Annotated in this window: 18 protein-coding genes and 1 riboswitch; of the genes, 7 read left to right on the top strand and 11 right to left on the bottom strand. The window is 45.3% G+C overall.

Annotation, left to right across the window (positions count from 1 at the left end):
- Positions 1-382 precede the first annotated feature (382 nt).
- The 4 genes from ggt to AC27N8_RS13960 form a co-directional block, all read right to left on the bottom strand.
- Entirely contained in the window at positions 383-1,981 is a 1,599-nt protein-coding gene (ggt, locus tag AC27N8_RS13975; RefSeq protein ID WP_487067990.1) for a gamma-glutamyltransferase, read from the bottom strand.
- A 55-nt stretch (positions 1,982-2,036) separates the two neighbouring features.
- Positions 2,037-3,257 (bottom strand): potassium/proton antiporter, encoded by a 1,221-nt coding sequence (locus AC27N8_RS13970; RefSeq protein WP_487067989.1) that lies wholly within the window; start codon positions 3,255-3,257, stop codon positions 2,037-2,039.
- Positions 3,258-3,409: 152 nt separating this feature from the next.
- A complete protein-coding gene (locus AC27N8_RS13965; RefSeq protein WP_487067988.1) occupies positions 3,410-4,360 on the bottom strand; it encodes a fibronectin type III domain-containing protein in 951 nt (316 codons plus the stop codon).
- 112 nt (positions 4,361-4,472) lie between these two features.
- The gene (locus AC27N8_RS13960) at positions 4,473-5,666 is read right to left on the bottom strand and encodes a glycoside hydrolase family 5 protein (protein ID WP_487067987.1); all 1,194 of its coding nucleotides are present in this window, start codon (positions 5,664-5,666) and stop codon (positions 4,473-4,475) included.
- A gap of 497 nt (positions 5,667-6,163) precedes the next feature.
- Here AC27N8_RS13960 and AC27N8_RS13955 point away from each other — a divergent pair, with 497 nt between their 5' ends.
- Both AC27N8_RS13955 and AC27N8_RS13950 read left to right on the top strand, forming a co-directional pair.
- Positions 6,164-7,534: a hypothetical protein gene (locus tag AC27N8_RS13955; protein WP_487067986.1), complete on the top strand. Its 1,371-nt coding sequence runs from the start codon at positions 6,164-6,166 to the stop codon at positions 7,532-7,534.
- Between the two features lie 295 nt (positions 7,535-7,829).
- Positions 7,830-10,736 carry a glycoside hydrolase family 48 protein gene (locus AC27N8_RS13950; RefSeq protein WP_487067985.1) on the top strand — a complete coding sequence of 969 codons (2,907 nt, stop codon included), beginning with the start codon at positions 7,830-7,832 and terminating at the stop codon, positions 10,734-10,736.
- Positions 10,737-10,821: 85 nt separating this feature from the next.
- Here AC27N8_RS13950 and thiL read toward each other — a convergent pair whose 3' ends face one another.
- The 6 genes from thiL to AC27N8_RS13920 form a co-directional block, all read right to left on the bottom strand.
- Positions 10,822-11,835, bottom strand: a complete 1,014-nt coding sequence (gene thiL / locus AC27N8_RS13945; RefSeq protein WP_487067984.1) for a thiamine-phosphate kinase — start codon at positions 11,833-11,835, stop codon at positions 10,822-10,824.
- Entirely contained in the window at positions 11,832-12,476 is a 645-nt protein-coding gene (thiE, locus tag AC27N8_RS13940) for a thiamine phosphate synthase (protein ID WP_487067983.1), read from the bottom strand. The genes thiL and thiE overlap by 4 nt, the downstream gene beginning before the upstream one ends.
- Positions 12,476-13,279, bottom strand: coding sequence for a hydroxyethylthiazole kinase (gene thiM, locus AC27N8_RS13935; protein ID WP_487067982.1), 804 nt, complete (start codon positions 13,277-13,279; stop codon positions 12,476-12,478). Before thiM ends, thiE begins: the two co-directional genes overlap by 1 nt.
- A 2-nt stretch (positions 13,280-13,281) precedes the next feature.
- Positions 13,282-14,127 carry a bifunctional hydroxymethylpyrimidine kinase/phosphomethylpyrimidine kinase gene (thiD, locus tag AC27N8_RS13930; protein WP_487067981.1) on the bottom strand — a complete coding sequence of 282 codons (846 nt, stop codon included), beginning with the start codon at positions 14,125-14,127 and terminating at the stop codon, positions 13,282-13,284.
- A complete protein-coding gene (gene tenA / locus AC27N8_RS13925) occupies positions 14,124-14,831 on the bottom strand; it encodes a thiaminase II (protein ID WP_487067980.1) in 708 nt (235 codons plus the stop codon). Before tenA ends, thiD begins: the two co-directional genes overlap by 4 nt.
- A gap of 76 nt (positions 14,832-14,907) precedes the next feature.
- A riboswitch (TPP riboswitch) is annotated at positions 14,908-15,024 on the bottom strand.
- Positions 15,025-15,090: 66 nt separating this feature from the next.
- Positions 15,091-16,224 (bottom strand): sensor histidine kinase, encoded by a 1,134-nt coding sequence (locus AC27N8_RS13920; RefSeq protein ID WP_487067979.1) that lies wholly within the window; start codon positions 16,222-16,224, stop codon positions 15,091-15,093.
- Between the two features lie 523 nt (positions 16,225-16,747).
- On the opposite strand from AC27N8_RS13920, the gene AC27N8_RS13915 reads away from it, so the two are divergent.
- Positions 16,748-17,749, top strand: coding sequence for a C-terminal binding protein (locus AC27N8_RS13915; protein ID WP_487067978.1), 1,002 nt, complete (start codon positions 16,748-16,750; stop codon positions 17,747-17,749).
- Between the two features lie 168 nt (positions 17,750-17,917).
- On the opposite strand, the gene AC27N8_RS13910 is transcribed toward AC27N8_RS13915, so the two are convergent.
- A complete protein-coding gene (locus AC27N8_RS13910) occupies positions 17,918-19,588 on the bottom strand; it encodes an N-acetylmuramoyl-L-alanine amidase (RefSeq protein ID WP_487067977.1) in 1,671 nt (556 codons plus the stop codon).
- A gap of 661 nt (positions 19,589-20,249) precedes the next feature.
- Here AC27N8_RS13910 and AC27N8_RS13905 point away from each other — a divergent pair.
- The 4 genes from AC27N8_RS13905 (at position 20,250) to AC27N8_RS13890 (ending at position 25,920) form a co-directional block, all read left to right on the top strand.
- The gene (locus tag AC27N8_RS13905) at positions 20,250-21,824 is read left to right on the top strand and encodes an HD domain-containing phosphohydrolase (protein WP_487067976.1); all 1,575 of its coding nucleotides are present in this window, start codon (positions 20,250-20,252) and stop codon (positions 21,822-21,824) included.
- A 302-nt stretch (positions 21,825-22,126) separates the two neighbouring features.
- Complete coding sequence (locus tag AC27N8_RS13900; RefSeq protein ID WP_487067975.1) at positions 22,127-22,525, top strand: DUF1634 domain-containing protein; 399 nt, start codon at positions 22,127-22,129, stop codon at positions 22,523-22,525.
- Positions 22,525-23,373, top strand: a complete 849-nt coding sequence (locus tag AC27N8_RS13895; protein ID WP_487067974.1) for a sulfite exporter TauE/SafE family protein — start codon at positions 22,525-22,527, stop codon at positions 23,371-23,373. Before AC27N8_RS13900 ends, AC27N8_RS13895 begins: the two co-directional genes overlap by 1 nt.
- Before the next feature lie 75 nt (positions 23,374-23,448).
- A complete protein-coding gene (locus AC27N8_RS13890) occupies positions 23,449-25,920 on the top strand; it encodes a beta-glucosidase (protein WP_487067973.1) in 2,472 nt (823 codons plus the stop codon).
- The last annotated feature ends 37 nt before the right edge of the window (positions 25,921-25,957 follow it).

The following is a 25,957-nucleotide window of genomic DNA, read 5'->3' as shown; positions in this document are numbered from 1 at the left end:
AAGATGCTCTTTCATCGGTATTTTCTGAATATCAGGCAAAATTCTATTTTACGCTATGTCGTTACACTGCGTGATTAGGATTTTGGAGAGCGTTGAATGGAGTCGGCAAGTTTCAATCAGATAAATCTGCTGGACTCTGCGAGGATTCCTGCTGCTTCAGCTCAGAGATGATTTTGGGATATGTATGATTTTCTTCGAGAGCAAGTAATATCCTTTCAAATCAGATAGAACTAATTTGAGTTTATCCTATCCTATCCATTTTAGCAAGACAAATATGGGGCGATAGGCTTAATAGCGCAAGAGGTGGAATGACTGGTAGATTATCTCTGGAGCCATTCCAGCCCCACCTCGAGTATGGTCGCGGGGCGGATGTTGTGTCAAGTTACCAACCAGCAGCTATTCCTTCTGCACGTGGATCGGCCCCTCCCTGCATTACGCCTGTGTACTGATCAAAGATAATACCTTGAGCATGGCCCATGGTGCTTAGCCATGGCTCTCCTGCTTGAATGATATGCCCTCGTTGCTGCAAAGCATTGATAGTTTCAGCCGGAAAACGATTCTCCATGAGTAATATTTCTTGAGCACCATCAGCTCCGTGGAGCCAGCGAGGCATCTCGATGGCTTGTTGTATGTTGAGTCCAAAACGTGCTGTTGCTGTATAGATCTGAAGGTGCGTTTGTGCTTGACCATCTCCGCCCATTGTGCCGAAAACCATGGCAGGTCGGCCATTGCGGAATGCCATTGAGGGGATTAATGTATGCAGGGTGCGTTTGGCTGGTGCAAGCGCATTCGCGGTGGATGAGTCAAGTGAGAAATAGGCTCCCCGATTTTGAAGGACGATACCAGTATTATCCACTACGACACCACTGCCGAATCCCATGTAGTTGCTCTGAATGAGTGAGACAACGTTGCCTTCTTTATCTGCTGCGCAAAGATAAATAGTGTCGCCTGTAAATCCCCCTGCTTCTACTGATGGCTGCGCATGTGTAGGGTCAATGAGTTGGCTGCGCCGGGTGAGATAGTCCTCTTGAATAAGTGCTTCTGGATCAATGCGCATAAAAGCAGGGTCCGTGAGGTAGGCTGCTCGATCGGCAAATGCCAATTTTTTGGCTTCTACTGCAGCGTGAATGGTTTCTGGAGCTAGTGGATGAGTGCCAAGTGGTACACGATCAGTGATGCCTAACATTTGTAATGCTGTAATTCCCTGTGTATTAGGTGGCATTTCATAGATACTAAGGTCGGCAAATTTGGTGTGCAGTGGTGTGACCCATTCACTCTTATGAGCCGCTAAATCTTCTCGCGTAATTAATCCACCTTCTTTAGCGAAAAAATTAGCAATCTGATCAGCTATTTCACCATGATAAAAAGTATCTGCTCCAAGTTTGGAAATTGAGCTCAATGTCTTGGCTAAAGTGGGAAAGCGTAGAATAGATCCAACTGATGGGACTGTTCCTGTTGGTAAGAAATGATCTTTCCAGGAACGATGCGCATTTGTACTGTTATTCATTCTGTCCAAAGCTGAATGTAAACCGGGACCAATGGCAAAGCCTTCTTCAGCATAGGAGATAGCTGGGGCAAGGGACTGGGCCAGCCCTAGGCATCCAAATCGCTGGGAAGCTGTTTCCCATCCGCTAGCACAGCCTGGTACTGTCACTGAATGAATGCCGTACGTTGGCATTTGCTTATAGCCGAGGTCGTGGTAGCGTTCTATTGTCGCTGCCTGTGGAGAACGACCACTACCATTGAGGCCGTACAGTTGATTACTGCTCGCGTGATAAATCAACATGAATGTGTCTCCGCCCAAGCCACAGACGAAGGGGTAAACGACTTGTAACATGGCGCTAGCTGCGATGGCTGCGTCGATGGCATTGCCTCCAGCCTTAAGTAGATCCAATCCTGCTTCTGCAGCCAGATAGTGTGGCGCGGCTACTATGCCACGACGTGCCAGAGTAACGGGACGATGTTGTTGAATTTGTGGCATTATTGGTTCCTCTTTGTGATGCAGGCTATTTTCTGCTATGAACAGTTACTATCCTCTAAGGAGTAATTGGAATTTTCTGTGTTTCCTCCTGCTCCTGCGGTACGAGAACTCCGAGGCGTTTCGCTATAAATGGTACAGATACTCCTTGAATTAATACGGAGATGATGACTACAAAGAAGACCAGATCAAAGAGGTTTGAAGCTTCAGGGACTCCATCTAATAGCGGGAAGGTCGCTAGTACTATGGGAACTGCTCCTCGTAGTCCCACCCAGGAGACAAATAGCTTTTCTTGAATGGTCATCTTTATGGGCAAAAGCGAGATGAGAACGCTTATAGGACGAGCTATAAATACTGCAACTCCTGTGATGAGCAGCCCACTGCCTATGATGGAAGGTAATCGCGAAGGAAAGACAAGTAATCCCAGGATTAAAAACATCGCAATTTGCATGAGCCATGCAATACTATCGTGAAAGTGTGAGAGGCGTTCTACGTATTGAACGGTGCTGTTACCCAGAAGTAATCCAACAATATAGACGGCAAGAAATCCACTGCCTCCAAGAATGGCGGTAAGGCCATAGGCAAATAGGACAAGGGCAATAGTGAATACACGGTAAAGCCCTTCTACATCCAAATCTAAGCGTTGAATAATCCAGATAGCCCCCCCGCCAATGAGCAATCCTAATACTGTTCCAATGCCCATCTGTTGCACGAATAATAAGATGATGCTAAAAAAGGATTCGTGTGGATTGATTATCAAGCGGACAAGTCCAATGGTGAGAAAGACGGCCATTGGATCGTTCGTGCCGGATTCCAATTCGAGTAATGGTAGAAGTTTTCCGGTGAGTTTGAGATTTTTTGCACCAAGTACGCTGAAAACAGCCGCAGCATCGGTTGCTGAAATGATTGCCCCTAAGAGGAGGCCTTGCAACAAAGAGAAGTGTAGCAAAGTAATCGCGAAGATTGCTATTACGGCTGCAGTGAGGAGTACTCCAATAGTAGAGAGAGAAAGAGCTCCTCCCAACGCAGGGCGCACAATTTTCCAGTTGGTTTCCAGGCCGCCGGCAAAAAGGATAAATGCAAGTGCAATTACTCCAACAGATTGGGCGGCCAGTGCATTATCAAAGTAGATGCGTCCTGGGCCATCTGAACCTGCCAGCATGCCAATCCCTAGAAAAAGCAGTAAGGCAGGAATGCCTAATTTACTGGAAATTTTCCAGGCAATAATGCTGAGAAAGAGTAGTATTGAGGAAATTAGTAACCATTCTTCAAAATGCATGCGTCCACCCTTCTGCTTATGATCAATCACCCCATCATTTCACTATACAAATAGATAGTAAATATTTGAGCTAGTGAGCCTTCCTGGCATACTTTATCCATACTAGCAGTATATGACATTGAGGGCTAGAGATTGAAGGGCTGGATTGAGACTCATGATTTTGGCGAGACAGAGATTACCTCGTCGCTAGGATTTTCAACTCCTGTCGATCCAACTGAAAAGATAGCATATGCAACTCCTTGGACCTGTTTGGCGTTTTTGATGGCAAGTGATGAAGTGTCAAGATATGATGTAGCAGTAACAGATTGTAGTAATTGGTATTGCTGATTGATGGATGGAATTATACGATAGATATTGTATTTCTGGACGTGTTGTCCTGCTTTCCACGTGAGTTCTATCGCTCCATGATTTGTGATGTGGGATACTCCTTGTGTGGGAGCCGTGGGTATTTCGCCTGCGGAGACCCATTTAACTGTGGTTGTGAGTGCGACGCTGACATCGCTACCTGTCATAGCAAGTGGATCATTTTCAGAGGCCTCACCACTATATTTTCTCTCGTACTCAATCGTAATGCGGTCCCTGGCGATTGCGCTATTGAACGTTGTGGTGACGGAATTCACTATCTGTGTATACTGAATGGCTGTACTGCCATCAGCTTGTTGGGTAACAAGCGTTGAGATTGGTGTGGTTGCCCCAGGCGTGTAGACCTTGACTGTATTGTTCTTATCGACGACAAAAAGAAAACGCTTTAACTCATTTGTAATGGCTGTCTCAATTGCTGATGTATCCAGTTGTGTCACAGTTCCACCATTGTCTGTAGTGGTTCCGTTTGCCAGTGAGTATTTGAAACTATTACTGAGCTGGAAATTTGTGGGTCCATGTAGCGCTTGTAATGTGAGCGTAGGTGGTGGCGATGGAGTCGGGGTTATGTATGGACCCATTTGCTTTTGTCGGGTAATGGTGATACTGGTGGGCTGCTGTTTTATATTCTGATGAGAAGGAGCCTGATTGCAAGCCAATGTTGCCAATAGTAATAAGAGCATAAGTAGCATGATAAAAAAGCGTCCCAGGAGAAGAATGGTGCTCTTTATTCTTATAGCCATGGGTTGACTCCTTTCATCACAGAATGATGGCATAGCTACAAAACCAATGCTGGTTTAAGTAACTTTCATCCTGGTTGCTTTGTTCAAAACCACCATATCGATTTTCTGTCTCTTATTTCTCATAAATTTGACTTGTGTTTGTATTTAGCTCTTGAATCTCTAATGGTGTTGGCAGTGGTGTAATTTCTATCAATGCTGAGTGTATGTTGTCTTGAATGTGTGGATCTTGGATGGATGTAAGATAGGCATGTTTGGCCTGATTGATAGTTTTCCAGTCATCTTCGAGAATGCCACCGGTATCACCTGAATCTGGATTCCAAGACCAAAAAGTCCAATTAATGCCAGCTGTTCCTTGACCAAGATACTCAGTGAGTGAGGAAAGCCATTGGTGGTCTGATAGACTTGCTAATTTTGTCCCGAACTCTCCTAGCCAGACAGGGGCAATATTCTGCTTGTAGATATAACCCCAATGTGCATCCCAGATGTCAGGCAGATTATGAGGATACTGAGGAGCACAAAACCAGGGCTGTGGATATACTTCAACAGGATAATCATGAGCGGAATAGACGAGGCGATCAGGTATATCGAGACGTACAGGGGCGTGTGCCACGCCAGAGAGATTGCCACCCCACCAGTAACAGTCACTTTCAGGTTGACCGTCAGGGCTATAACAGTCGACTCCCTCAACAAAAATGAGCCAGTCAGGGTTTACTGCTAGAATGGCGTTTCCTGCTCGCTCAGCGGCCAATCTCCAATCAACTTTTAGATCTCCTCCTCCCCAACAAACAGGAGTATGTGGCTCGTTATGTAAATCTGCACCAACAATGGTTGTATTGCCCTTATAATGTCTGGCCAGCATTTGCCAGTCGGAGATCCAACGAGCTTCAGGATAAGCATCAGTATACCAATAAGCTGATTGTCTCTCAGCATCAGGGCGGTGTCTGTCAAGAATAATGCGGAGGCCAAGTTGGCCTGCGAAATCAATGATCTTATCCATGATTTGTAAACCGCTCAGACCCAGTAAGTCAGGGTTTTTGATGAAATTGATTCCATTGGGGATGCTGTCCGGGTTGAAGAGTTGGTTACAATAAGGTAAGCGTATTGTATTGTAATACAGGCTGTGAATCTGTTTTAACATATCTTGATAATTGCGAATATTTAGTCCATGAACGACAAAATCTGAGGTCTCAAAGCCAAACCAGTTGATGCCAGCTATACGTATAGGTTGATTATTGGCATCATAAATCTGGTTGCCTTGAGTATGCCAATAGCCATCGCCAGTAAAAATTCTTGAAATAGTGTTCATTTGTTTTCTACCATTACCTCTCAAAGTGGAAGTTGCTCTCTACTCCGAGCAAAGAGTAGAAGCAATATTTTGTAATTTCAAGTATTTTATGTATCATCAAAGCTAACAAAAGTCAATGAAAGAATGTTGTATGAAGAGAAACTGAAGAATTTCAGAGCATTTTCGTTGCCTTTTATAGAGGTATGAGTGTCCGCAATTGCTTTAATAGTCGTACAATATAGATAGTGATTTCAAGGGATCAAAATCGTCGCCTCTGCTGTATTGGGCAAGTTACGATAGGTGGCTGAGAATAGACTGCGTAAAAGTTGTAAGCCTTTCCCAGGTAGGTTATCTCTCTCTATTAGTCTATATATTTATTTTTGTATAAAAGTAGTTTTTGACATTCAGTTTTCCTTCACTTTAGAAAAATGCTGATTAAACAAGGGATTTAGCATTGACATCTTGTTAGTCTCCATCCATAATTGCAGTAGATGCATAGGCGCACCTAGGAGGCAAAAATGAGAAAGACAAGTCTACATCCTCTACGTATTGTTCGTTGCCAGAACAACTTGACGACTGTAAGGTTGGCGGAAGAGGCAAAAGTAGGAGCTTCAACGATCTGGCGTGCTGAACATAGCTATGCCATCAATGCAGAATCACGGCGCAGGTTATGTGAATATTTTGGAATGACGTCCCAGGAATTAGGATTGCTCAATCCTCTGAGAAAATCTTCAGGTGAATTAGAGATTCTTCCAGAATCGTTGGATCAGACATTGCGCCTGTCATATGAGGGTGGTAATCATAGTGTTCCGGGAACTTCTCTGCAAGTACAGGATCAAGCCGGCGCATGGTTGCTACTGGAAGCGAAGCAGATGGCAACATTATTTGATGCAAGCTGGACTCTTGATGCGGCTTTAGAGGCATTGCGTATTGTGTTGCAGGGTATGCAAGAAATGCCAACAGAGATACGCCAGTGCCTTCTTCAATCGAGTGTGAATAACAGTACCAAGCGTATCTCAGAAGAGAAAAGGATACAATTGACTGATGCCATCGATAAAAGTATTAAACAAAGCTGGCAAATATTTCACACATCAAGTCCTCGACATGTAACTATATTGGGTCATGCCCTGCTACAAATGGTGCAGCAGACCCATTCGTTTCTTCAGACAGAAAGCCGCCAGGGATTTTACTCAACAATTTATAACTTGATTGGATCAGGACTCTACTATCAGAATGAATATGAGGCGGCCAGGCAAGCCCATACAAGCGCGTATCGAGCGGCGTTAGAAGGTCATGACATCTGGAATCAGGCGCAAAGTTTAAACTGGCAAGCGATCATATCAAATGCCTATGGTCATCATCGGGAGGCGATCCATTACATAGAAGATGCTCTGACTGTGCTGAAAGAGAAAAATGAGGCAGAGCACCTACGTTTAAAAGCTCATCTGCTTGCCAATTGGGCGTTCAATGCTTCGAGATTGGGAGAGAAATCATCGGTGGCGGAGAAACTCGAAGTATCAGGTAAACTCATTGAGCATCTCGATCAGAATGAAGAGTTTGATCTTTTACGCTGGCATCAGATGGCGGGTGATTGTATGTTGATGAATCAACAATATACTCAAGCCATCTATCATCTTGAGCAATCTCTAGAACAGCTCCCACCGGAATGGCTAGAAAGACGTATTTTGACCCTTATTCCACTAGCTAAAGCATATGCTCATAAGAAAGAAAGAGATGCTAGCCTTGCTATTGCTCAGCAAGCGGCTGTGGCAATTGATACTGTGTCTTCAGTGATGTTGCAGCAGCGTTTTGCTGAATATTTACATATTTTGCAAGATGTATTTCCTCATGACAAACAGGTCAGCGAGTTTATGACCAATATAAGGTAATCCATTCACATAAAAATGGAGCCTGGTATGACCAGGCTCCATTCCTTCATAAATCATTTGTGCTTGTGCTGATAAACCCTCTAGACAGATTATTTTGTGCGTAGTTATCCTATGATAGCTATGCAAAAGGAGGTGCAAGATCGGCTGAAGGTGCCGATAGAAAGATAAGTTTAGCGCGACATAGAATGACGCTATTGGGACAGCGCAATGTAGCTAGATTCCATAAGCGTCTGCGAACAGGCAGTAGAAGGACCTATTGTCCTTAACACCTAAATTCCTAACAAGGAGGTCTTTGATGACCAGAAAAGTGGTCAGGCAAACATTCATGGTTGTGGCAACAATATTACTTGTGCTGAGCGGCTTTATGAGTGTCTCACAACGAACAATGGCTGCCACACCTACCTGTAATGTGCAATATACTGTTAGTAGTCAATGGCCAGGTGGTTTCACCGCTAATGTGAATATTACCAATACCAGTACTACGGCACTTAGTGCATGGACTCTGGGGTTTGCGTTTCCGAGTAGTACTCAAAAGGTGACGCAGGGATGGAGTGCAGCATGGACACAAAGTGGCGCGAATGTGACGGCGCAAAGTCTTTCTTACAATGGAACAATCGCACCAAACGGATCTGTAGGGATTGGCTTTAATGGTTCATATACCACAAGTAATGCGGTCCCGACCGTATTTACTATCAATGGTGCGACTTGCAATCAGATTCCACCAACTGTGGCGATTACAAGTCCAACGACTGGATCATCTTTTACTGCACCAGCTAATATCCCCATTACTGCCAGTGCAACTGATGCAAGCGCAACCATTAGTCGAGTAGAGTTTTATAGTGGTACATCGTTATTGGGTACGACGACAAGCTCACCTTATACTTTTTCGTGGAATAGTGTTGCAGTTGGTACTTATACATTGACGGCTAAGGCATATGCCAGTGATGGCTCAAGCGCTACCTCAAGTCCAGTTAGTGTAACGGTGGTGCAAGCGACAACGCCAAAGATACAGACTAGTACTGCCAGTCTAAAGGTTAATCCAGGAGGGACAGCACAATTTGGTGTGAGCCTTTCATCGCAACCGTCGAGTACCGTGTCTGTGACAGTGGCAAAGACTGCTGGAGCTACAAGTGTGAGTGTAAGCGGCGGGGCAACTTTGACCTTTACGGCTGCTAACTGGAGTACGCAACAGACTGTGACAGTTACTGCTACGGCTAGTGCTGCGACAACTGATACTGCCACACTAACTGCATCTGCAACGGGTTATACGAGTGCAACCGTGGCTGTGAGCGTGCAAAGTGTCAGTACGACCAGTTCGTATACGCAGCATTTTCTGGATATGTATAACAATATTAAAGATCCCGCTAACGGATACTTTAGTTCTCAAGGTATCCCCTACCATTCGGTTGAAACACTAATGGTTGAAGCACCTGATTATGGTCATGAAACTACATCAGAGACATTTAGCTATTGGATCTGGCTGGAAGCGACTTATGGGAAAGAGACGGGTAACTGGGCGCCTTTCAATAGCGCCTGGACCACGATGGAGACGTATATGATCCCCTCACATGCGGATCAGCCAACGAATTCGTCGTATAATCCCAGTTCTCCAGCACAATATGCCCCTGAATCGGTAAATATTACCGATTATCCGACGCAGTTAGACTCTAATGTCTCAGTTGGACAAGATCCACTGGCAAATGAGCTTCAATCAACATATGGAACACCTGATATCTATGGTATGCATTGGTTGCTTGATACGGATGATTGGTATGGCTATGGTCATTGTGGTGACGGTACAACGAAGCCATCCTTTATTAATTCCTATCAACGTGGACCGTCTGAGTCGGTCTGGAAGACAGTTGTGCAGCCTTCATGTGACAACTTCAAATTTGGTGGACCAAATGGATTCCTGGATCTCTTCCAAAAGAATTCTGGGGGTGGAGCATATGCACAACAGTGGAAATACACGGATGCTCCTGATGCAGATGCACGTACTATTCAGGCTGCTTATTGGGCATATACCTGGGCTGCCGCACAGGGGAAGAGTAGTGATGTCTCAGCAACTATTGCTAAAGCTGCTAAAATGGGCGACTACTTGCGCTACTCATTCTTTGACAAATACTTTAAGAATCCTGGCTGTGTGAGTACAAGTTGTACGGCTGGTACAGGAAAGAGTAGTTCGAATTATCTGTTATCGTGGTATTATGCCTGGGGTGGTTCACTGGCAACATCAGGTAGCTGGGCATGGCGTATCGGTTCCAGTGCATCTCATCAAGGATATCAGAATCCATTAGCGGCATGGGCGTTGAGCACGATTCCAGCACTTGAGCCACTCTCTCCGACGGCCGCTGGTGATTGGGCAACAAGCTTAACGCGCCAGATGCAATTTTATCAGTGGTTACAGTCCTCGGAAGGCGCAATTGCGGGTGGCGCAACAAATAGCTGGAATGGCAACTATGGAACCCCACCGGCTGGTGATCCTACATTCTATGGACTATCATATGACTGGGAGCCTGAGTACCATGATCCACCCAGTAACAACTGGTTTGGTATGCAGACGTGGTCTATGGAGCGCGTTGCTGAGTATTATAATCAGACAGGTAATGCTACCGCGAAATCGATTTTGAGCAAATGGGTAGCCTGGGCTTCTGCTAACACTACATTGAATTCTGATGGAACATATGCTATCCCATCGACTCTTAATTGGAGTGGTCAGCCAGCTACCTGGAATGCAAGTAGCCCTACTGCAAATACCTCTCTGCATGTCACTGTTGTGGATAAGACAACAGATGTCGGTGTTACAGGCTCTTTCGCTAAGGTATTGATGTATTATGGAGCGAAAGCAGGCGATACAGCATCACAGACCCTGGCGAAAGCATTGCTGGATCGCATGTGGACAAACTATCGCGATACCATTGGGGTTGCTGTCCCAGAGACCCGCACCGATTATAGCCAGTTTAATGACTCGGTTTCCATTCCATCTGGCTGGACCGGAGTAAATGGACAGGGGGCAACTCTCAACTCGTCAACAACCTTTATTACAGAACGTCCCAAGTATAAATCAGATCCAGCCTGGCCGAAAGTTCAGACTTATCTGAATGGGGGAGCGGCTCCAACCTTCACATATCATCGTTTCTGGGCACAGGCTGATATTGCCATTGCCTATGCTGACTATGATATGTTATATCCTAGTTCCTAAATGGTAAGTGTGATGGACTTCGACGAGAAATCGAGGTCCATCACTATCTTTTTGCCTGATAAAGCGCAGCTCCGTTCGGTGCTGCTTAGTGGGAGCGCAAATGATCCCATCCTCCCGCCTGCAATGGCGAGATGGTTCCATTTTGTATAAGCGTGAGTCCTGATCCTTCTTTGACCTTTCCAATAATTGTGGCTTTGACTCCTGTCGCAGCGATCAAATCCTCTATAAGAGTTGGCGCACGATCGGCTGGCGCTGTGAAAAGTAGTTCATAATCTTCACCTCCAAAGAGTGCAAGCTGAAGTGGGTCATGTTTGGTTAACTGCGCAATAGCAATTACTGCGGGATGGATTGGCAATGTTTCAGCCTCAATATACATACTGACGTTACTGGCTTCACTGATGTGTAAGAGATCTCCAACAAGTCCGTCACTTACATCAATGCCTGTAATCACGTTGTGGCTGGCAAGCCACTGACCAGCGTCTATGCGCGGTGTTGGTGTGTGTTGTGCTTGTATGGCCAGCGCTTGATGTTCTGGGGCAATCTGTGAGGCAAGTTTTTTGTCCTCTAATAAAAGTAATCCTGCCGCGGCTGAGCCTACATTGCCCGTGACGATAATGGCATCACCTATTTGCGCATGGTTGCGTTGGAGAATCTGGTTACGGTTGCCCGTTCCAAGGAGAGTGATGTCGATGATGAGTCGTTCGGCGTTACGTGCGATGTTGCCTCCAACAATAGCGACGCTAAATTTGGCAGCTTCTTCTCGTAATCCTGCATAAAGACCATCAAGGATGGCTGTGTCAAGTGTGGGTGGTAGTAGTAGCGATACTAAGGCGAAGCGCGGTCGGGCTCCCATCGCTGCTATATCGCTCAAGTTTACTGCTAGCACGCGACGCCCAAGGTCATGAGGATCTATGTTAGATAGGCGGAAGTGCGTATCTTCTACTTGCGCATCGCAGGTGGCGACGAGAATTTCTTCTCCGTCTATGTCGAGAACGGCGGCATCGTCTCCAACTCCTAGCATGACATGCGGCGATTGAGGTAAACTAGCGGTGAGACGAGCGATGAGTCCAAATTCACCAAGATCCTTGATCACTGTCATGATATTCCCCTCTCAATAGCTCGACGTAGTTGAGACGCGGCAGCAGTAATATCCTCGGCGTGGACAATCGCTGTAATCACTGCTATCCCATTTGCGCCAGCTTGCATGACTTCTGTGGCATTCTGTGCGGTAATGCCACCAATGGCTACAAGCGGTATGTGATGGTGAACTGCTAAAGTGGTTAAAAAATTAATGCCCGTGGCAGGCGCGGTATCAGATTTCGCTAGCGAGGGGAAAATTGGACTGACACCCAGGTAGTCGGCTCCGGCTGCAACCGCGGCTTCAGCCTCTATAAGATTAGAAATAGAGACACCAAGAATACGATCAGTGCCCAGGATATACCGCGCCATTGCAGCGGGCATGTCTTCCTGACCAACATGGGCACCATCAGCATCTATAGCCAATGCTACGTCTACACGATCATTCACAATGAGTAATACGCCTCGCTCTCTGGTTAAGCTTCGCAGCTCTAGGCCTTCCTCGATGAGGACGCTGGTGCTGGCTGTCTTATTGCGCAATTGGATGACCGTTGCTCCGCCATCTATAGCGGCTTTCACTATCGTTGCGTTGTCACGACCTCGGGACCATTGATGATCTGTTAATACGTGAAGACGAAGTTGTGGTAATAAGCCGTGTGACATCAGGACATACTCACTTTCTGAGCATCCTCAAATCCTTCTGCTTCGAGATTAGCTACAGCGTCAAGGAGATGAGAGCGAAAAGTACCGGGACCGCTTGCCAACAATGCGGCTCTCTCTCCTGCTAATCCCATTGTTACGAGTGCCGTTGTGGTTGCAAGCCAGGCGTCTGGCTCAACTGCTATGAACGCTGCTATTAATGATGTTGCCATGCAGCCACTGCCAGTAATAGCCGCCAGTAGAGGATGTCCATTCTCTACTTGAGCTAGACGTTGACCATCGCTAATTACATCTCGAGCGCCAGTAATTGCAGTAACGCAACCAAATTCATTCGCTGCACGATTGGCTACCAGTTCGCGATCGGCCGAAAGTGAAACAGAGTCGACTCCGCGTGTCTCCGCTGCGACTCCGATTAATGTTCCAATCTCAGAAGCATTACCACGCAGTACAGTGATATGGAGCTCTCGTAGCAGACGCAATGAGCTTTTGGTTCGTAGGCTTGTGGCTCCAGCCCCAACTGGATCAAGTATGATGGGGATGCCACGCTCATTCGCTCGTCTTCCTGCAAGCAGCATAGATGCGATTTGCTCAGGCGTGAGGGTGCCGATATTAAGAACGAGGGCAGATGCTAAGGTAGTCATCTCTTCAACCTCCTCACGCGCATGAGCCATGACAGGAGAGGCTCCAATGGCTAGTGTGATGTTTGCTGTATCGTTCATGACGACCTGGTTCGTAATGTGATGTATCAGTGGCCGCTGTGCGCGAATTCGATCTATTAATGATGGTGATGTAGCATTGTGGTTCATAGTTAATTACCTTCTCTCTCTTTTTGTTCCTTCTGAATGCTCCAGAAATGTTCTACTGGTCCGTGCCCATGCCCCAAGCCTGGGGCATGGCGGATTGCTTCTGTGATGTAGATTTTTGCGTTTGCAATAGCTTCTCCAACAGGTACCTTTTTTGCCATGAATGCGGTTATCGCTGCTGAAAAGGTGCAGCCTGTCCCGTGCGTGTGAAGCGTATGGATGCGTTCTGCATGTAATTCGGTAAAATGATTTCCATCGAAATATAGGTCGATGGCATCGCCCTTATAATGACCACCTTTCACGACAACATGTCGCGGCCCTAAGCTGTGGATGGTTATTGCGGCCTGACGCATCTCGTCCAGTGTCTTAACTGATTGCCCCGTTAGCACCTCAGCTTCAGCAAGATTGGGGGTGATGACTTCTGCTAATGGTAGGAGTAATGTGGAGAGCGTTTCAATGGCCTCAGGGGCCAGTAAGTGATCCCCTCCTTTGGCTACCATAACAGGATCAACAATGAGACGCAAATTCCATTTTGAGACACAATCTACCACAGCCTTGATAGTGGCTGCGTTAGACAGCATACCTGTCTTAGCAATATTCGTGCCAATGTCTTCAAGTACAGCGTCAATCTGTGCGATTACCATTGCTGGTGGTAGTTCATGAATTACACTCACACCCTGGGTGTTTTGGGCTGTAACTGCTGTGAGCGCTGAAAGACCGTATACTCCTAACGCGGCAAATGTTTTTAAATCTGCCTGGATACCTGCTCCACCGCCGGAGTCCGAGCCTGCAATGGTTAATGCTTTGGGTCGGTCTATAGCGTTTGGTGGGTTGATTGATGAAAATGTCATATGGGCCATTCCTCCAGACGCCAGGCCATATCCCAGAATAACCATTCGTAACGCGTACTTGTTAGAAAAATTTCGTGTAAGCGTGCTTCTTCCTGTGGGGCAATAGCATTGGTATACAAATCAAGTTGCTGGCGTATCCCTATGCCGACAGCGTCAAAATCGGGCGATGCGTAAGTGGCTAGCCAGTCTGCATAGGGATGATCTGGAGTCGGTAATGTATCCCCCACCAGTAGATGACCGATCTCTGCATAGATCCAGGCACAGGGGAGGATGGCCGTAAGAAGTTCTGATAATGTTCCTGTGGCTGCTATGTGTAAGAGATGACGTGTATATGCATAGTTTGTAGGAGCCATGGGGGTATGAAGCATTTCATGTGGTGTGAGTCCAAATTGCTGACCATAACGGCGATGTAAGTCCTCTTCAACGAGGAGAGTATTCAGGAGGAGTTTGCCGAATTGTTCCATTTCTTCATGTGTATGGGCTTTTGTCGCGGCGTAACCGAAGGTTTTTGTCAGGGCATCTAGAAAAAGAGCGTCCTGACGAATGTAAAATTCAAAATTAGCAGGAGCAAGAGAGCCATTACCAAGTGCGATGACAAAGGGATGATGAAATTGTCGTTCCCAGAGTGATGCAACACTTGTGTGTAGACGCTCGCTAAGACTTTGCTGGGTGATGCTGGATGTGTTTTTTGGAAGAGTTTCCAATGTCGTTTGACCTCAAGTTTGCAAACGCATAGGAGAATGTAAGCACAGGGGTAAGGTGAGGACATGCTATTTTAAATAGCAATAATCGGCGCATTCCCTTCGCTGGCATTACCCAGATCAGGTTAAAAAGGGTGTCCCACACATTCCGGTGGTGCTCTCAGCTCGGCTGTACCGAGCTCCCCTAGCAGGCGATAAATCATTCTATATTTAGAAGTATATCACAGTCTGAAGGGATTATGTCGTCATCGCTTTGTAAGAGTTATAGTGATGGAGGCATGGGAAGGGTGAATGAGAAACAGCATCCTTCACCGATGACGCCGGAGCTTTCAACCCATATCTTGCCTCCCATCGCTTCTACGAGTTCTTTACAGATTGCAAGGCCCAAGCCAGTTCCACGTACTGGACCACCTAGATCACGTTGTAGGCGTACAAAGCGCTCGAAGACTAAAGCAATTTCTTCTGGTGGGATACCTGGACCGGTGTCTTGTACTGAGATACATGCCTGGCTGGGAGACGAGGCTGTTTGTTCCGCTTTAATAAGTATCGACGAAGTCTCTAATCGATATTTTAAGGCGTTTGTTAAGAGGTTGAGCAGAATCTGGCGCGTGTGTTGAGGGTCAGCGATAATCATGAGGGTGTCTGGAACCTCTACACGAAGCGTGGTCGTTTGCAATTGCTTTGGCTCAATAAGTGCGATGACGTCTTGGACTATCTGAGAAATCAGAACCTTTTCTGTTTTGGGTAATTGCTCTCCTGTGCTGATGCCGACGTAATCCAGGGTATTGTTGACGATCATTTGGAGGTCATAGCATGCGTGTAATGCATAGTTGAGACTCTCCTTTCTGGTGGCGCTATCAAGTTGATCATCGAAATTCTGCAATAGCTCGATATGTCCTAGCGCTGATTGCACAGGAGTGCAAAGTTCATGGCTGATGTTAACGATAAAGCGATCCTTTAACTGATTTAAATGCTGTTGCTGTTTATAAGCGCTATTTATGCTTTGTCTCTCTTTAATCGCTTGCATCATTTCTATGCGCGAGTATTCTGACATTTCAAGCAAGTAACGCAGATAACAGATAAAGAAGCTTTCTATCATTAAGGCGATTGTGCCAGTAACCAGTCCCATAATGAGAGGAGAAGGCCAGAGAAAGCCGTTGCTGTGAATAGTAATAGTGATGGCCATGGAGAGAGCTGTGAGGATGATGCAGATAAATGCTCCACGTTGTTTGAAGAGCCATGCGGCGAGCGCTACGGAGATAGCAAGGAGTGGGCCATTAAATTGAGAAAAAATATAAGGAATGAAGCATCCCACAGAACTGATAGCAACAATGGTAAAACGTACATTGAAGGATAGTCTGAGTAGCCCAATCAGGACAGTATTAAGAATACGCATGGCTTTTCTTTGTTCTCCGATAACAATGCGTTGAGATTTGTTTTTTGGGGGTGTATCGTATATGTGGCTTATTTGACGTACTCCTTATTAATCGCTAGAGTATTTGCAAAGAAATACTGGTATGTTACAAATGTGTACGCTCTACTAGACTTTGCAAGAGACATTGCAGAATGTATCACTAACCTGTATTAAGCGAGACCAGACGGTTTTCAGTTAAGTCTGAAGGAGACTGAATCATTCAATATAAATCTATAGGAATTATATCTATTATACTATATCTTTTAATTAATTCCTCATGAAGATATTAGAATGGAGAAGAGACGGAATAGTTTTCGCGCCATCCAATATCTTATAGCCAAAAAGAGAAGAGAACAGGCTCGATATAATCTTTGAGAATGCTTTTTATATCGATGAATATAAATGTATGTGGTAAGATCGTGACCAGTTCATGTTATTATTTGAGTATTCGAGGAGAATATGGCGATTAAATTCTGTCTATTTAAACATGAGTAAGGTGTAAAGCATGACGTCAAAAGTCTTGATTACTGATTATGCGTGGCCTTCGCTTGATATTGAGCGAGCTATTTTGCAGCGTGTGGATGCCGAGATTATTGAGGCGCATAGTGGCGAGGAGTCTGAGCTGATCCAGCTTGCTCCAGGGTGCGATGCTATTTTGACGAATTGGAAAAAAGTCACGCCCGCTGTCCTGGATGCAGCTCCGCGTTGTCGAATCGTGAGTCGCTACGGTATTGGGGTGGATAATATTGCTGTGGAGCATGCGACACAGCTTGGTATTCTCGTTACTAATGTTCCTGATTTTTGTCTGGATGAGGCTTCTGATCATGCAATGGCACTTTTACTTGCTTGCTCCAGACAGATTGTAACGTATGCGACTGCTACACGGCAAGGCATCTGGCAGGTGAATACCGGTGGCTCAATACGGCGTTTATATGGGCAGACATTGGGGATTATTGGGCATGGCAATATCGCACAAACGCTTGTGCCGAAAGCTTTGGGATTTGGATTGAAAGTGGTTGTGTATACGCCTCGTTTATCTGCTGAGGACCTGGCTGCTTTTGGCACAAATTGTGTTGCTACGAATGATCTAGATGAGCTTTTGTCATTATCTGATTATGTATCAATTCATGTGCCTCTTACCATAGAAACACGCGGGATGATCGACACTCGTGCTTTGCGCTTGTTGAAGCCAACTGCCTATGTGATTAATACCTCACGAGGAGCGGTTATCGATGAAGTTGCGCTTTATCAGGCTCTTAAAGAAGGTTGGTTTGCAGGGGCTGCGCTGGATGTGCTGGTCCAAGAACCACCACTGCAAGATTATCCGTTGCTCTCCTTGCCGAATGTTATCGTGACTCCGCATGCTGCCTTCTATTCGGAAGATGCAGTGATCGATGTTCAACAAAAAGCTGCTGAACATGTTGCCAGCGCCTTACGAAAAGAGACTCCTACTAATGTGTTGAATGCGCAAGTTTCGCAATTTCCTACGTATCGTTTGCGGGTCTAGGAAGTTGAGATAATTATATTTCTAGATAAGGTTAGTAGGAGCAATGAGGTTGGGATTTGTGAGCGGCTGTAACAGAAATGAGAGTTTCTCCAAGCCGCTCACAAAGGAATGGTTACTTTGTTGGTGTATTTAGATGAATTAATGAGAAGATGCCTGATTAATTGGCATTTACCCCTTTACTTCGTTGAATGGTACCCATGCCTGCCGATGGTTGTAGTTGATTTCATACCAGCGTGTGAATGTGCCATCGGTTTCTTGTATTTGTGTGGTATAGGCGGAGACAAAGATGGCGTTACTTGGAGCTTCACCAAGTTGATACGCTGTATAACCAACACTCAGTGTGGCTGGACGTCCGTATATAGGAACGGTGCTACTAGTAGATGGGAAGGTAATGACTTTCCCATTTCCTATATACTCTAGAGCATCTCCAGGTGGGACTGCTAGCCATGCTTGTTTCGCGTGCGCATAATGATTATTTGGATAGGTGGCATCAGGTTGATCCTCTTCCCCATACCAGATTTGGTACATGGTATCACCTGTGCCGGCTGCATCTTTACGCTTTGCAGTATATGCATAGGTGGTAAGTGACTCGACGTTGGTCGTCTCGTCAGTGATGTCGGAGGCATCACCCGAGTGAGGTACGAGTCCAGAAGCTGTACTGGGATCGGTATACACTGAGAAAAAGTTGAAATTTTTCGCCGTTTCGGTACCGTTTGAGCCCAGGGGCTTTTGACCAGTTTTGGGAATAATTGTTACAAATTTCTGAGATGTATTTGGTAGGGGATAGGGAATACCTTGCTGGTGTATTAAGTTAAGGTAGTATGGCCAGAGCCAGTATGGTCCGGGATCGACATGATTTGGAGCAACGCTGAGAAGCGAGGCTGGTATCGTTCCATGGGATACAATGTGATCATGGTTGAGTGGAATATTGTATTGTTTTATCAGGAATGCAACAAGTTTCGCAGAGGCGAGATATTGGAGCGCGTTGTACCATTGATAACCTGTAGCATCGTATCCTGCGTGCTCGATATTGATAGAGTGTTGATTGTACCAGTAGTTTCCTGCGGCATAGGCAAGATCTTTGTTGTGTAGAACTTCGTAGACGGTTCCATCAGTGTCTACAATGTAGTGGCTGCTGACTGCGCTACTGGGATCTTGGAACGTACTTAAGGCCGAGAGAGCACTCCCTTCAACATCGTGAATCACGATCTGGTCGATTGATAAATCGGTTGGCCGATTGGCTGATTCATAGTTGCAAGGTTGATCGCTGGCTACGATATTACAGTCATGTGTTGTGGGATCTAGAATGCAATTGATTGCCGGACTATAATCAGCATCGCCAGTAGTACAACCGCTGGGAACAGAAGTGGTCACGGTACTTGTATGAAAGGTTTTCGTATTGGGTGTAATGGTTTGCGGCGATAATTGTATTGTTTGTCCCTGATCGGTTTTGGCACTAAAACCTGTATTGATGAGGTGAAAGACTGCATCTGCATACATATGTGCAGTTGCAGGTACGGTTGCATTGCTATAAGCCGCTACTGCCCCATACCAATCGGATAGAGTGGTGGGCAACGTTGGTGAGAGCGTTAAGGCATCGGTACGCAAGATCCAGGCACCAGCAAGAATATTGGTTGCCAGATCTTTTTCGATGAGGTTAGCATTGACATTCAGCAATTTAGCGGCTTGATCAAGCGTGTCAATATTTTTTCGTACAAAGTTATGGGTACAGGCTTTACCTGAAGAGGCTTCGAGCGCCTGGCAACCATTTGTTGTGGTTGTGTGAATAAGATTCATGCAGCCATAGCCACCGCTAATATTTGCGATACCTTGATGCATGCTCATTTGTCCCTCTGTTTGACAGATGGCTTTTAGAACCTCTGATGGGACACTTGTTTGCTGTGCGGCATGGGTGAAATATTGTTCCACTGTGTCTGTTGGTTGTGTAGCAGCCATGCTGGAAGTTTGATACAAGCTCATCATTAAGAGTAAAAGAAGATTAACAGCGAGAAATACTAGAAAAAACGGCCATTTTTTCTTGGCCTTCAATCTATGCATCATGCACTCTTTCTTTTTATTAATATGCCGGCATTTCATTATACTAATGTGGATGTTACAGGATTTTTATCACAAGAAGGAGATCAGTGCAATAATATAGATGGATTTTAATACTATTGTCTGCAAGTAGTATGAAATTTTTAGCTAATTGATTAGATAAGGTCATCTATGAGGAGTCTTTTAGCAGGATCTGATGGGATTGAGAATTTGGCTGCTAACCTTAACAAATTACATTACTATCCACTCACTACTTACCGTTTCCCTGTAAGGAACTGTTCCAACCTGGCAGAGGAAATGATAGGAGTTATATTGTTTCTTTCTTGTCTCCTAAAAGAATGGAATGATATGATAGCAGTATAACGTTTATTTGAGGAGATAACATAGGGGAGTCCACCTGTTTTTTGAGGCTACTGCTAGTAAAGTGGAATGGCGAAGCGTAAGTATGGTTAATCATAAACAAACAGAAGGTAACATTGCGACATTGTTGAAGGCTTTGTCTTTTGCAACGGGCATAGGATTCGGCGGTCATATCGAGCATGGTGTGAAAAGTGCTTATCTGGGGTTGCAGATTGCTGATGCACTGATGTTGGAAGAGGAAGAGAGGGAGGCTATTTTCTATGGGTGTCTCCTTAAAGATGTAGCATGCACTGCTTGTGCAGCTGGTATGGCAGCCTTCTTTCCTGATGATGAGAAGCTTTCTTTGTCACAGGTTATTTTAGTTGATCCATCAAGTTTCAATGATATGGTTAGTTGGTTGTCAAAGTACGTCCCATTAGATGCGCAATTTCCTGTTCGAGTTACGAAGCTTCTATCTTTTATGGTGCAATGCAGACCCATTATTAAGGAAGCAATGCGTAGCCATTGTGAAGTGGCAGAGCTCTTTGCGCGTCGACTTGGTTTTTCAACCTTAGTTCAGCAGGCACTTCGTTTGCAATGGGAACGTTGGGATGGTAGAAGTATGGCCTATGGTCTTAAGGGATCTGCTGTGCCTATCACCGCACGCATTCTACATATTTCACAGGTTATTGAGCTGGTATATCATTTTAGTGGAAAATTTGCACCAGGGGCAATTCTGCAAGAAAAGCGCGAGAAGCGATTTGATCCAGATATTGTCGATGCATTCTTGGCGTTGGCACAGCAAGAAGGGTTTTGGGAGACGTTTGATCAACAGACGCCTGAGGACATTATGGCTATCAGGCCGTCTACTCAGACCGAGGAGCTATGGGAGAATCAGATTGAGGATGTGTGTGAAGCACTGGCGGACTTTGTTGACCTCAAAGCTCGTAAGACCTGGCATCACTCACAGATAGTCGCTAAAATTGCTGTAGGAATCGGCGATCAACTTGGGTTGCAGAAGAGTGAGCTGATTAGATTGCGCTGTGCTGCTCTTGTGCATGATGTGGGTATGGTTGCCATTCCGATAGGAATTGTGATCAAGGATGAAGCACGCCGATCAAGAAGTGACTGGGAGACATATCGCCTTCATCCTTATTATACACAACATATTTTAGAACAGGTCGTGCCTCTTCATGATCTGGCTCAAGCGGCGGCATCTCATCATGAATGGATCAATGGCCAAGGGTATCATCGGCAACTTTATGGGAAGCAGATTCCTTTACATGGTCGTATCTTAGCTGTCGCAAATACCTATGCTGAGTATATTCAGCAGCAGGGAACGCTGGAAAATCCAGCCGAAGCCTTGTCTAAGATGCGTTCAATGATAGAAGTCCAATTGGATAGATCGTGCTACGAAGCTCTGGTAACCTCTTTGATGTGCAATGAAACCCCCGGTCGCAAACGTAAGCGCTCTGTGTCACGTAATGTTGGTGCTCTAACTGAGCGGGAGAGTGAGGTACTGTCTCTCTTAGCTCAAGGGAAAAGTACTCCTCAAATTGGACATACTCTTCATATTAGTCGAAAAACGGTTGAGCATCACCTGGCACATATCTACAATAAAATTGGTGTAACTTGCCGTACTGCAGCAGTTGTCTATGCTGTTCAGCAAAATTTAATTTGATAATCATAACTATATAGAGCTATTACGGCGATAAGCGTAAGCATCGATTTCTCTGTAAGAAGTCTTGCATTCTTAGGTATTCATTTTTGTTATGGATAATATTAAAATCATTCATTTGTATTATGAATGATTTTGGGTTATGATTAGAGTGAAGCTAAACAGGTTGCAAAGCCAATCTATAGGATTTTGAAAAGTTGAATACTATTGCGACAATACAAACTCACAAATCAATAAATGTAAATTAGCATGAAAATATGCTTTGAGTTGATGGCGTCAGGTCATCAGTACTTCCGGAGGAGTGGATGAAAAAAAGCTACAGCATGAAGAATAATACACCTACATATGATATAGCAGACGCAAGACTTACAATAGTTATTAGCCGAGTTTTACAAGCAGGGGTGATATTAAGTTCGATAGTTATTGGATCAGGGGTGGTGCTCTCTTTTTTGCATCCAGACTCTCAACAAATGAATACGCAACTTCCATTTACCATTGCTCACATTATTGTAGGCTTGCTCGTACTACAACCTCAAGCAATAATCTTGCTAGGCTTAGTTATACTTATCTCTACTCCAGTGATACGCGTGGCAATTTCTATTATTGCTTTTGCGGTTGAACATGATCACACATTTGTGGCTATCTCCAGTATTGTCTTGTTGATTTTGCTCGTGAGTTTTATGCTCGGTAAAGGAGGTGCTTGATGCACCTTACCGCACTGGAGCTTGTTTTACTTTTTTGCAGTTCGGTGGTGGCTGGGGTTATCGGTTCATTAGTTGGGCTGGGTGGTGGTGTTTTGATCGTTCCTCTTCTTACGTTGGTTTTCAAATTACCCATATATGATGCGATTGGCGCAAGTATTGTTGCAGTCATTGCAACCTCGAGTGGGGCTGCCGTTGCTTATGTTCGCGATCATCTCTCGAATATACGGATTGGGATGTTTTTGGAAATTGCTACAACAATAGGGGCTATTAGTGGAGCGTTTCTGGCTGGATGGATAGCTCCATCATTTCTCTTTATCATCTTTGGAGCTATATTGCTGATCTCTGTGGTTCCAATGGTCTTTAAGCTAGGCGAAGAGTTGCCTCTGGAAGTGCATAATGATTATCTGGCAGCAAGCCTTCATCTAGAAAGTGCGTATCCAGATGCAAAGTTGGGAAAAATGGTCTCGTATCAGATGACGCGAACTCCTTATGGCTTTGTAATGATGTATGTGGCCGGGTTGATTTCTGGTTTGCTGGGTATCGGAAGTGGTACTTTTAAAGTACTTGCTATGGATACAATTATGCGCTTGCCTATGAAGGTGTCGACGACAACCAGTAATTTTATGATTGGAGTAACTGCGGCAGCCAGTGCCGGTATATATCTGTCGCGGGGAGATATCTTGCCTTTTGTCGCAGCCCCTGTCGCACTAGGAGTATTGCTTGGAGCTCTTTTGGGCGCACGCTTGCTTACACGTATGAGCAACAAGATGTTGCGTTTGATTTTTATACCGATTATGGCTCTGATCTCAATACAAATGATGTTGAGAGGGTTCGGTGTTGGCATTTAACAGGAGGGCATGGCATAATAATTACGTGTGATTGTAAATAGCTTATTTGTAAGCAGCCATGAAGGAATTGAGCCAATGGAGATACCGTCAATGCTTGAAGAACTTGTGTCAAAGATGACAATTGCAGAAAAAGTATCAATGTTATCTGGTTCTGATATGTGGCATACAGAGCCGATTGAACGTTTAGGTATACCGGCATTGAAGATGTCCGATGGACCCAATGGGGCTCGTGGCGATAGTTTTACAAATGGAAAGCCTGCTGCCTGTTTCCCCGCCGGTGTTTCTCTGGCGTCAAGCTGGAATATAGATCTAGTAGAACGTGTTGGTAAAGCTCTTGGTCAGGAAGCTCAAACAAAGAGTGCAAGTGTCTTGCTTGGACCAACTTCAAATATTCATCGCTCACCACTCAATGGACGCAATTTCGAAAGTTTTTCTGAAGATCCTTATTTGTCTGCGCGTATGGCAGTGGCTTATATTAATGGTGTTCAGAGCCAGGGAGTTGGAACGTCGATCAAGCATTTCGTCTGTAACGATTCCGAGTTTGAACGCGATACGATCAGTTCAGATGTGAGTGAACGTGCCCTACGCGAAATATATTTACCAGCATTTAAAGCCGGTATCACTGAGGCGAAAAGCTGGACTATTATGGCTGCCTATAATCAGGTGAATGGGAAGCATGCGAGCGAGAATGCTTATCTGCTGACCGATATTTTGCGCCACGAGTGGGGTTTTGATGGTGTAGTAGTCTCTGACTGGTTCAATTGCGTCAAAAGCACAAGTCCTTCGGTAAATGCGGGCTTAGATCTGGAAATGCCGGGGCCGGGAATCTGGCGCGGCCCCAAATTGCTTGAGGCTGTCAATAATGGCGAAGTAAGTGAAGAGACTCTTAATGTAATCGTTCTTCGTCTGCTTCATCTTATTCAGAAGGCTGGCCTCTTTGAACATCCTCAGGAAAGTGAAGAATTGGCTATTGATCGCCCTGAACATAGAGCATTGATCCGTGAGGCAGGCGCTGAAGGTATCGTTTTGCTGAAGAATGAAAATGATATTTTGCCGCTCCAGCGTGAGAAACTTCAGTCGATTGCTGTTATTGGTCCAAATGCCAAAGTAGCGCGTATAATGGCTGGTGGTAGCGCCCAGGTGACTGCACATTACCGAATCTCACCGTTTGAAGGTATTGTGAATGCAGTCGGCGATCACGTCAAAGTAGCATTCGAACAAGGTTGTACAAATTTTAAGCGGCTTCCATTGGTGGATATCCCTCAACTTGAAGTTGCTCAGGGCTATTCCGACCCGGGTTTTATTGTCACGTATTACAATAGTAGCGATTTTTCAGGAGAAGTTGTTGGTACAGAGTTTACTACATCTTCAGAGATGCAGTGGTTCACGTTAACTACAGAACAATTTTCGGCCCGGCTCGATGCCTGGTATACCGCTGCTGAGACAGATATCCATACTTTTAGCTTGATAAGTGCTGGCCTCTCTCGTCTTTTGATCGATGGAAAAGAAATTATCAATAACTGGGATCAGCAAGTTCATGGCGATTCTTACTTTGGTTTTGGTAGCTCAGAAGTAATCAAAACAGTCAAGCTTGAAGCCGGTCGTACATACCACCTGAGCGTTGAGTATAGTCAAGCAGGTCCTAATATTTTACGAGCTGTACGTTTGGGCCATCTTTTGCCTCAGAATCAGCAGGCGATAGAGCAGGCGGTGGAACTGGCGGCTACGAGCGATGTGGTGGTGCTCTGTGTTGGGCTGAATGAGGAGTGGGAGAGTGAAGGCTTTGATCGTCCTGATATTGATCTGGCTGGCAAGCAAGTTGAGCTAATTAAGCGCATTTCCGCTGCGAATCCTCGTACAATAATTGTGTTGAATACTGGTTCACCGATTGCGATGCCCTGGCTTGAATGCGTTCCCGCTGTCCTGCAAGCCTGGTTTCCAGGTCAGGAGTGCGGTAATGCGATTGCCGATGTGCTCTTTGGAGATGTGACGCCTTCTGGTAAGCTGTCTGAGACCTTTCCGGTGCGTGTAGAGGATAATCCCGCCTTTATTAATTATCCTGGTGAGAATGGCCGGGTGAACTATGGGGAAGGTATCTTCGTTGGCTATCGTTATTATGAAAAGAAGAAGGTTGCACCTCTCTTTCCCTTTGGTTTTGGCCTGTCTTATACTACGTTTGCTTATAATGATCTGCATCTAAGCGCTCAGGAAATTACATCAGATGAGACATTACAGGCTGATATTACTATCAATAATAGCGGTAAACTTGCTGGTAAAGAGGTCGTGCAATGTTATGTGCGTGATCTGCAATCAAAGTTGGTACGCCCTGTAAAAGAGCTGAAGGCATTTGCTAAGGTGGCTCTGGAGTCAGGAGAGAGCAAAGTTATTACGTTTATGCTCGATTATCAGTCCTGGGGCTATTTCGATGACCTTAAACATAGTTGGGTGGCTGAACCTGGAGAATTTGAGGTGCTTGTCGGTTCCTCATCACAAGATATTCATGCTCGCGCCACTTTTCGTCTTACTACAGAACGCTATTGGCTGTAGTGTGAATTGATAAATGTAGAAGCTTCTGTTGAAAAGG

The organism is Dictyobacter sp. Z7_2, from assembly GCF_057551105.1.
This window is presented reverse-complemented; position numbering and strand designations above follow the sequence as displayed.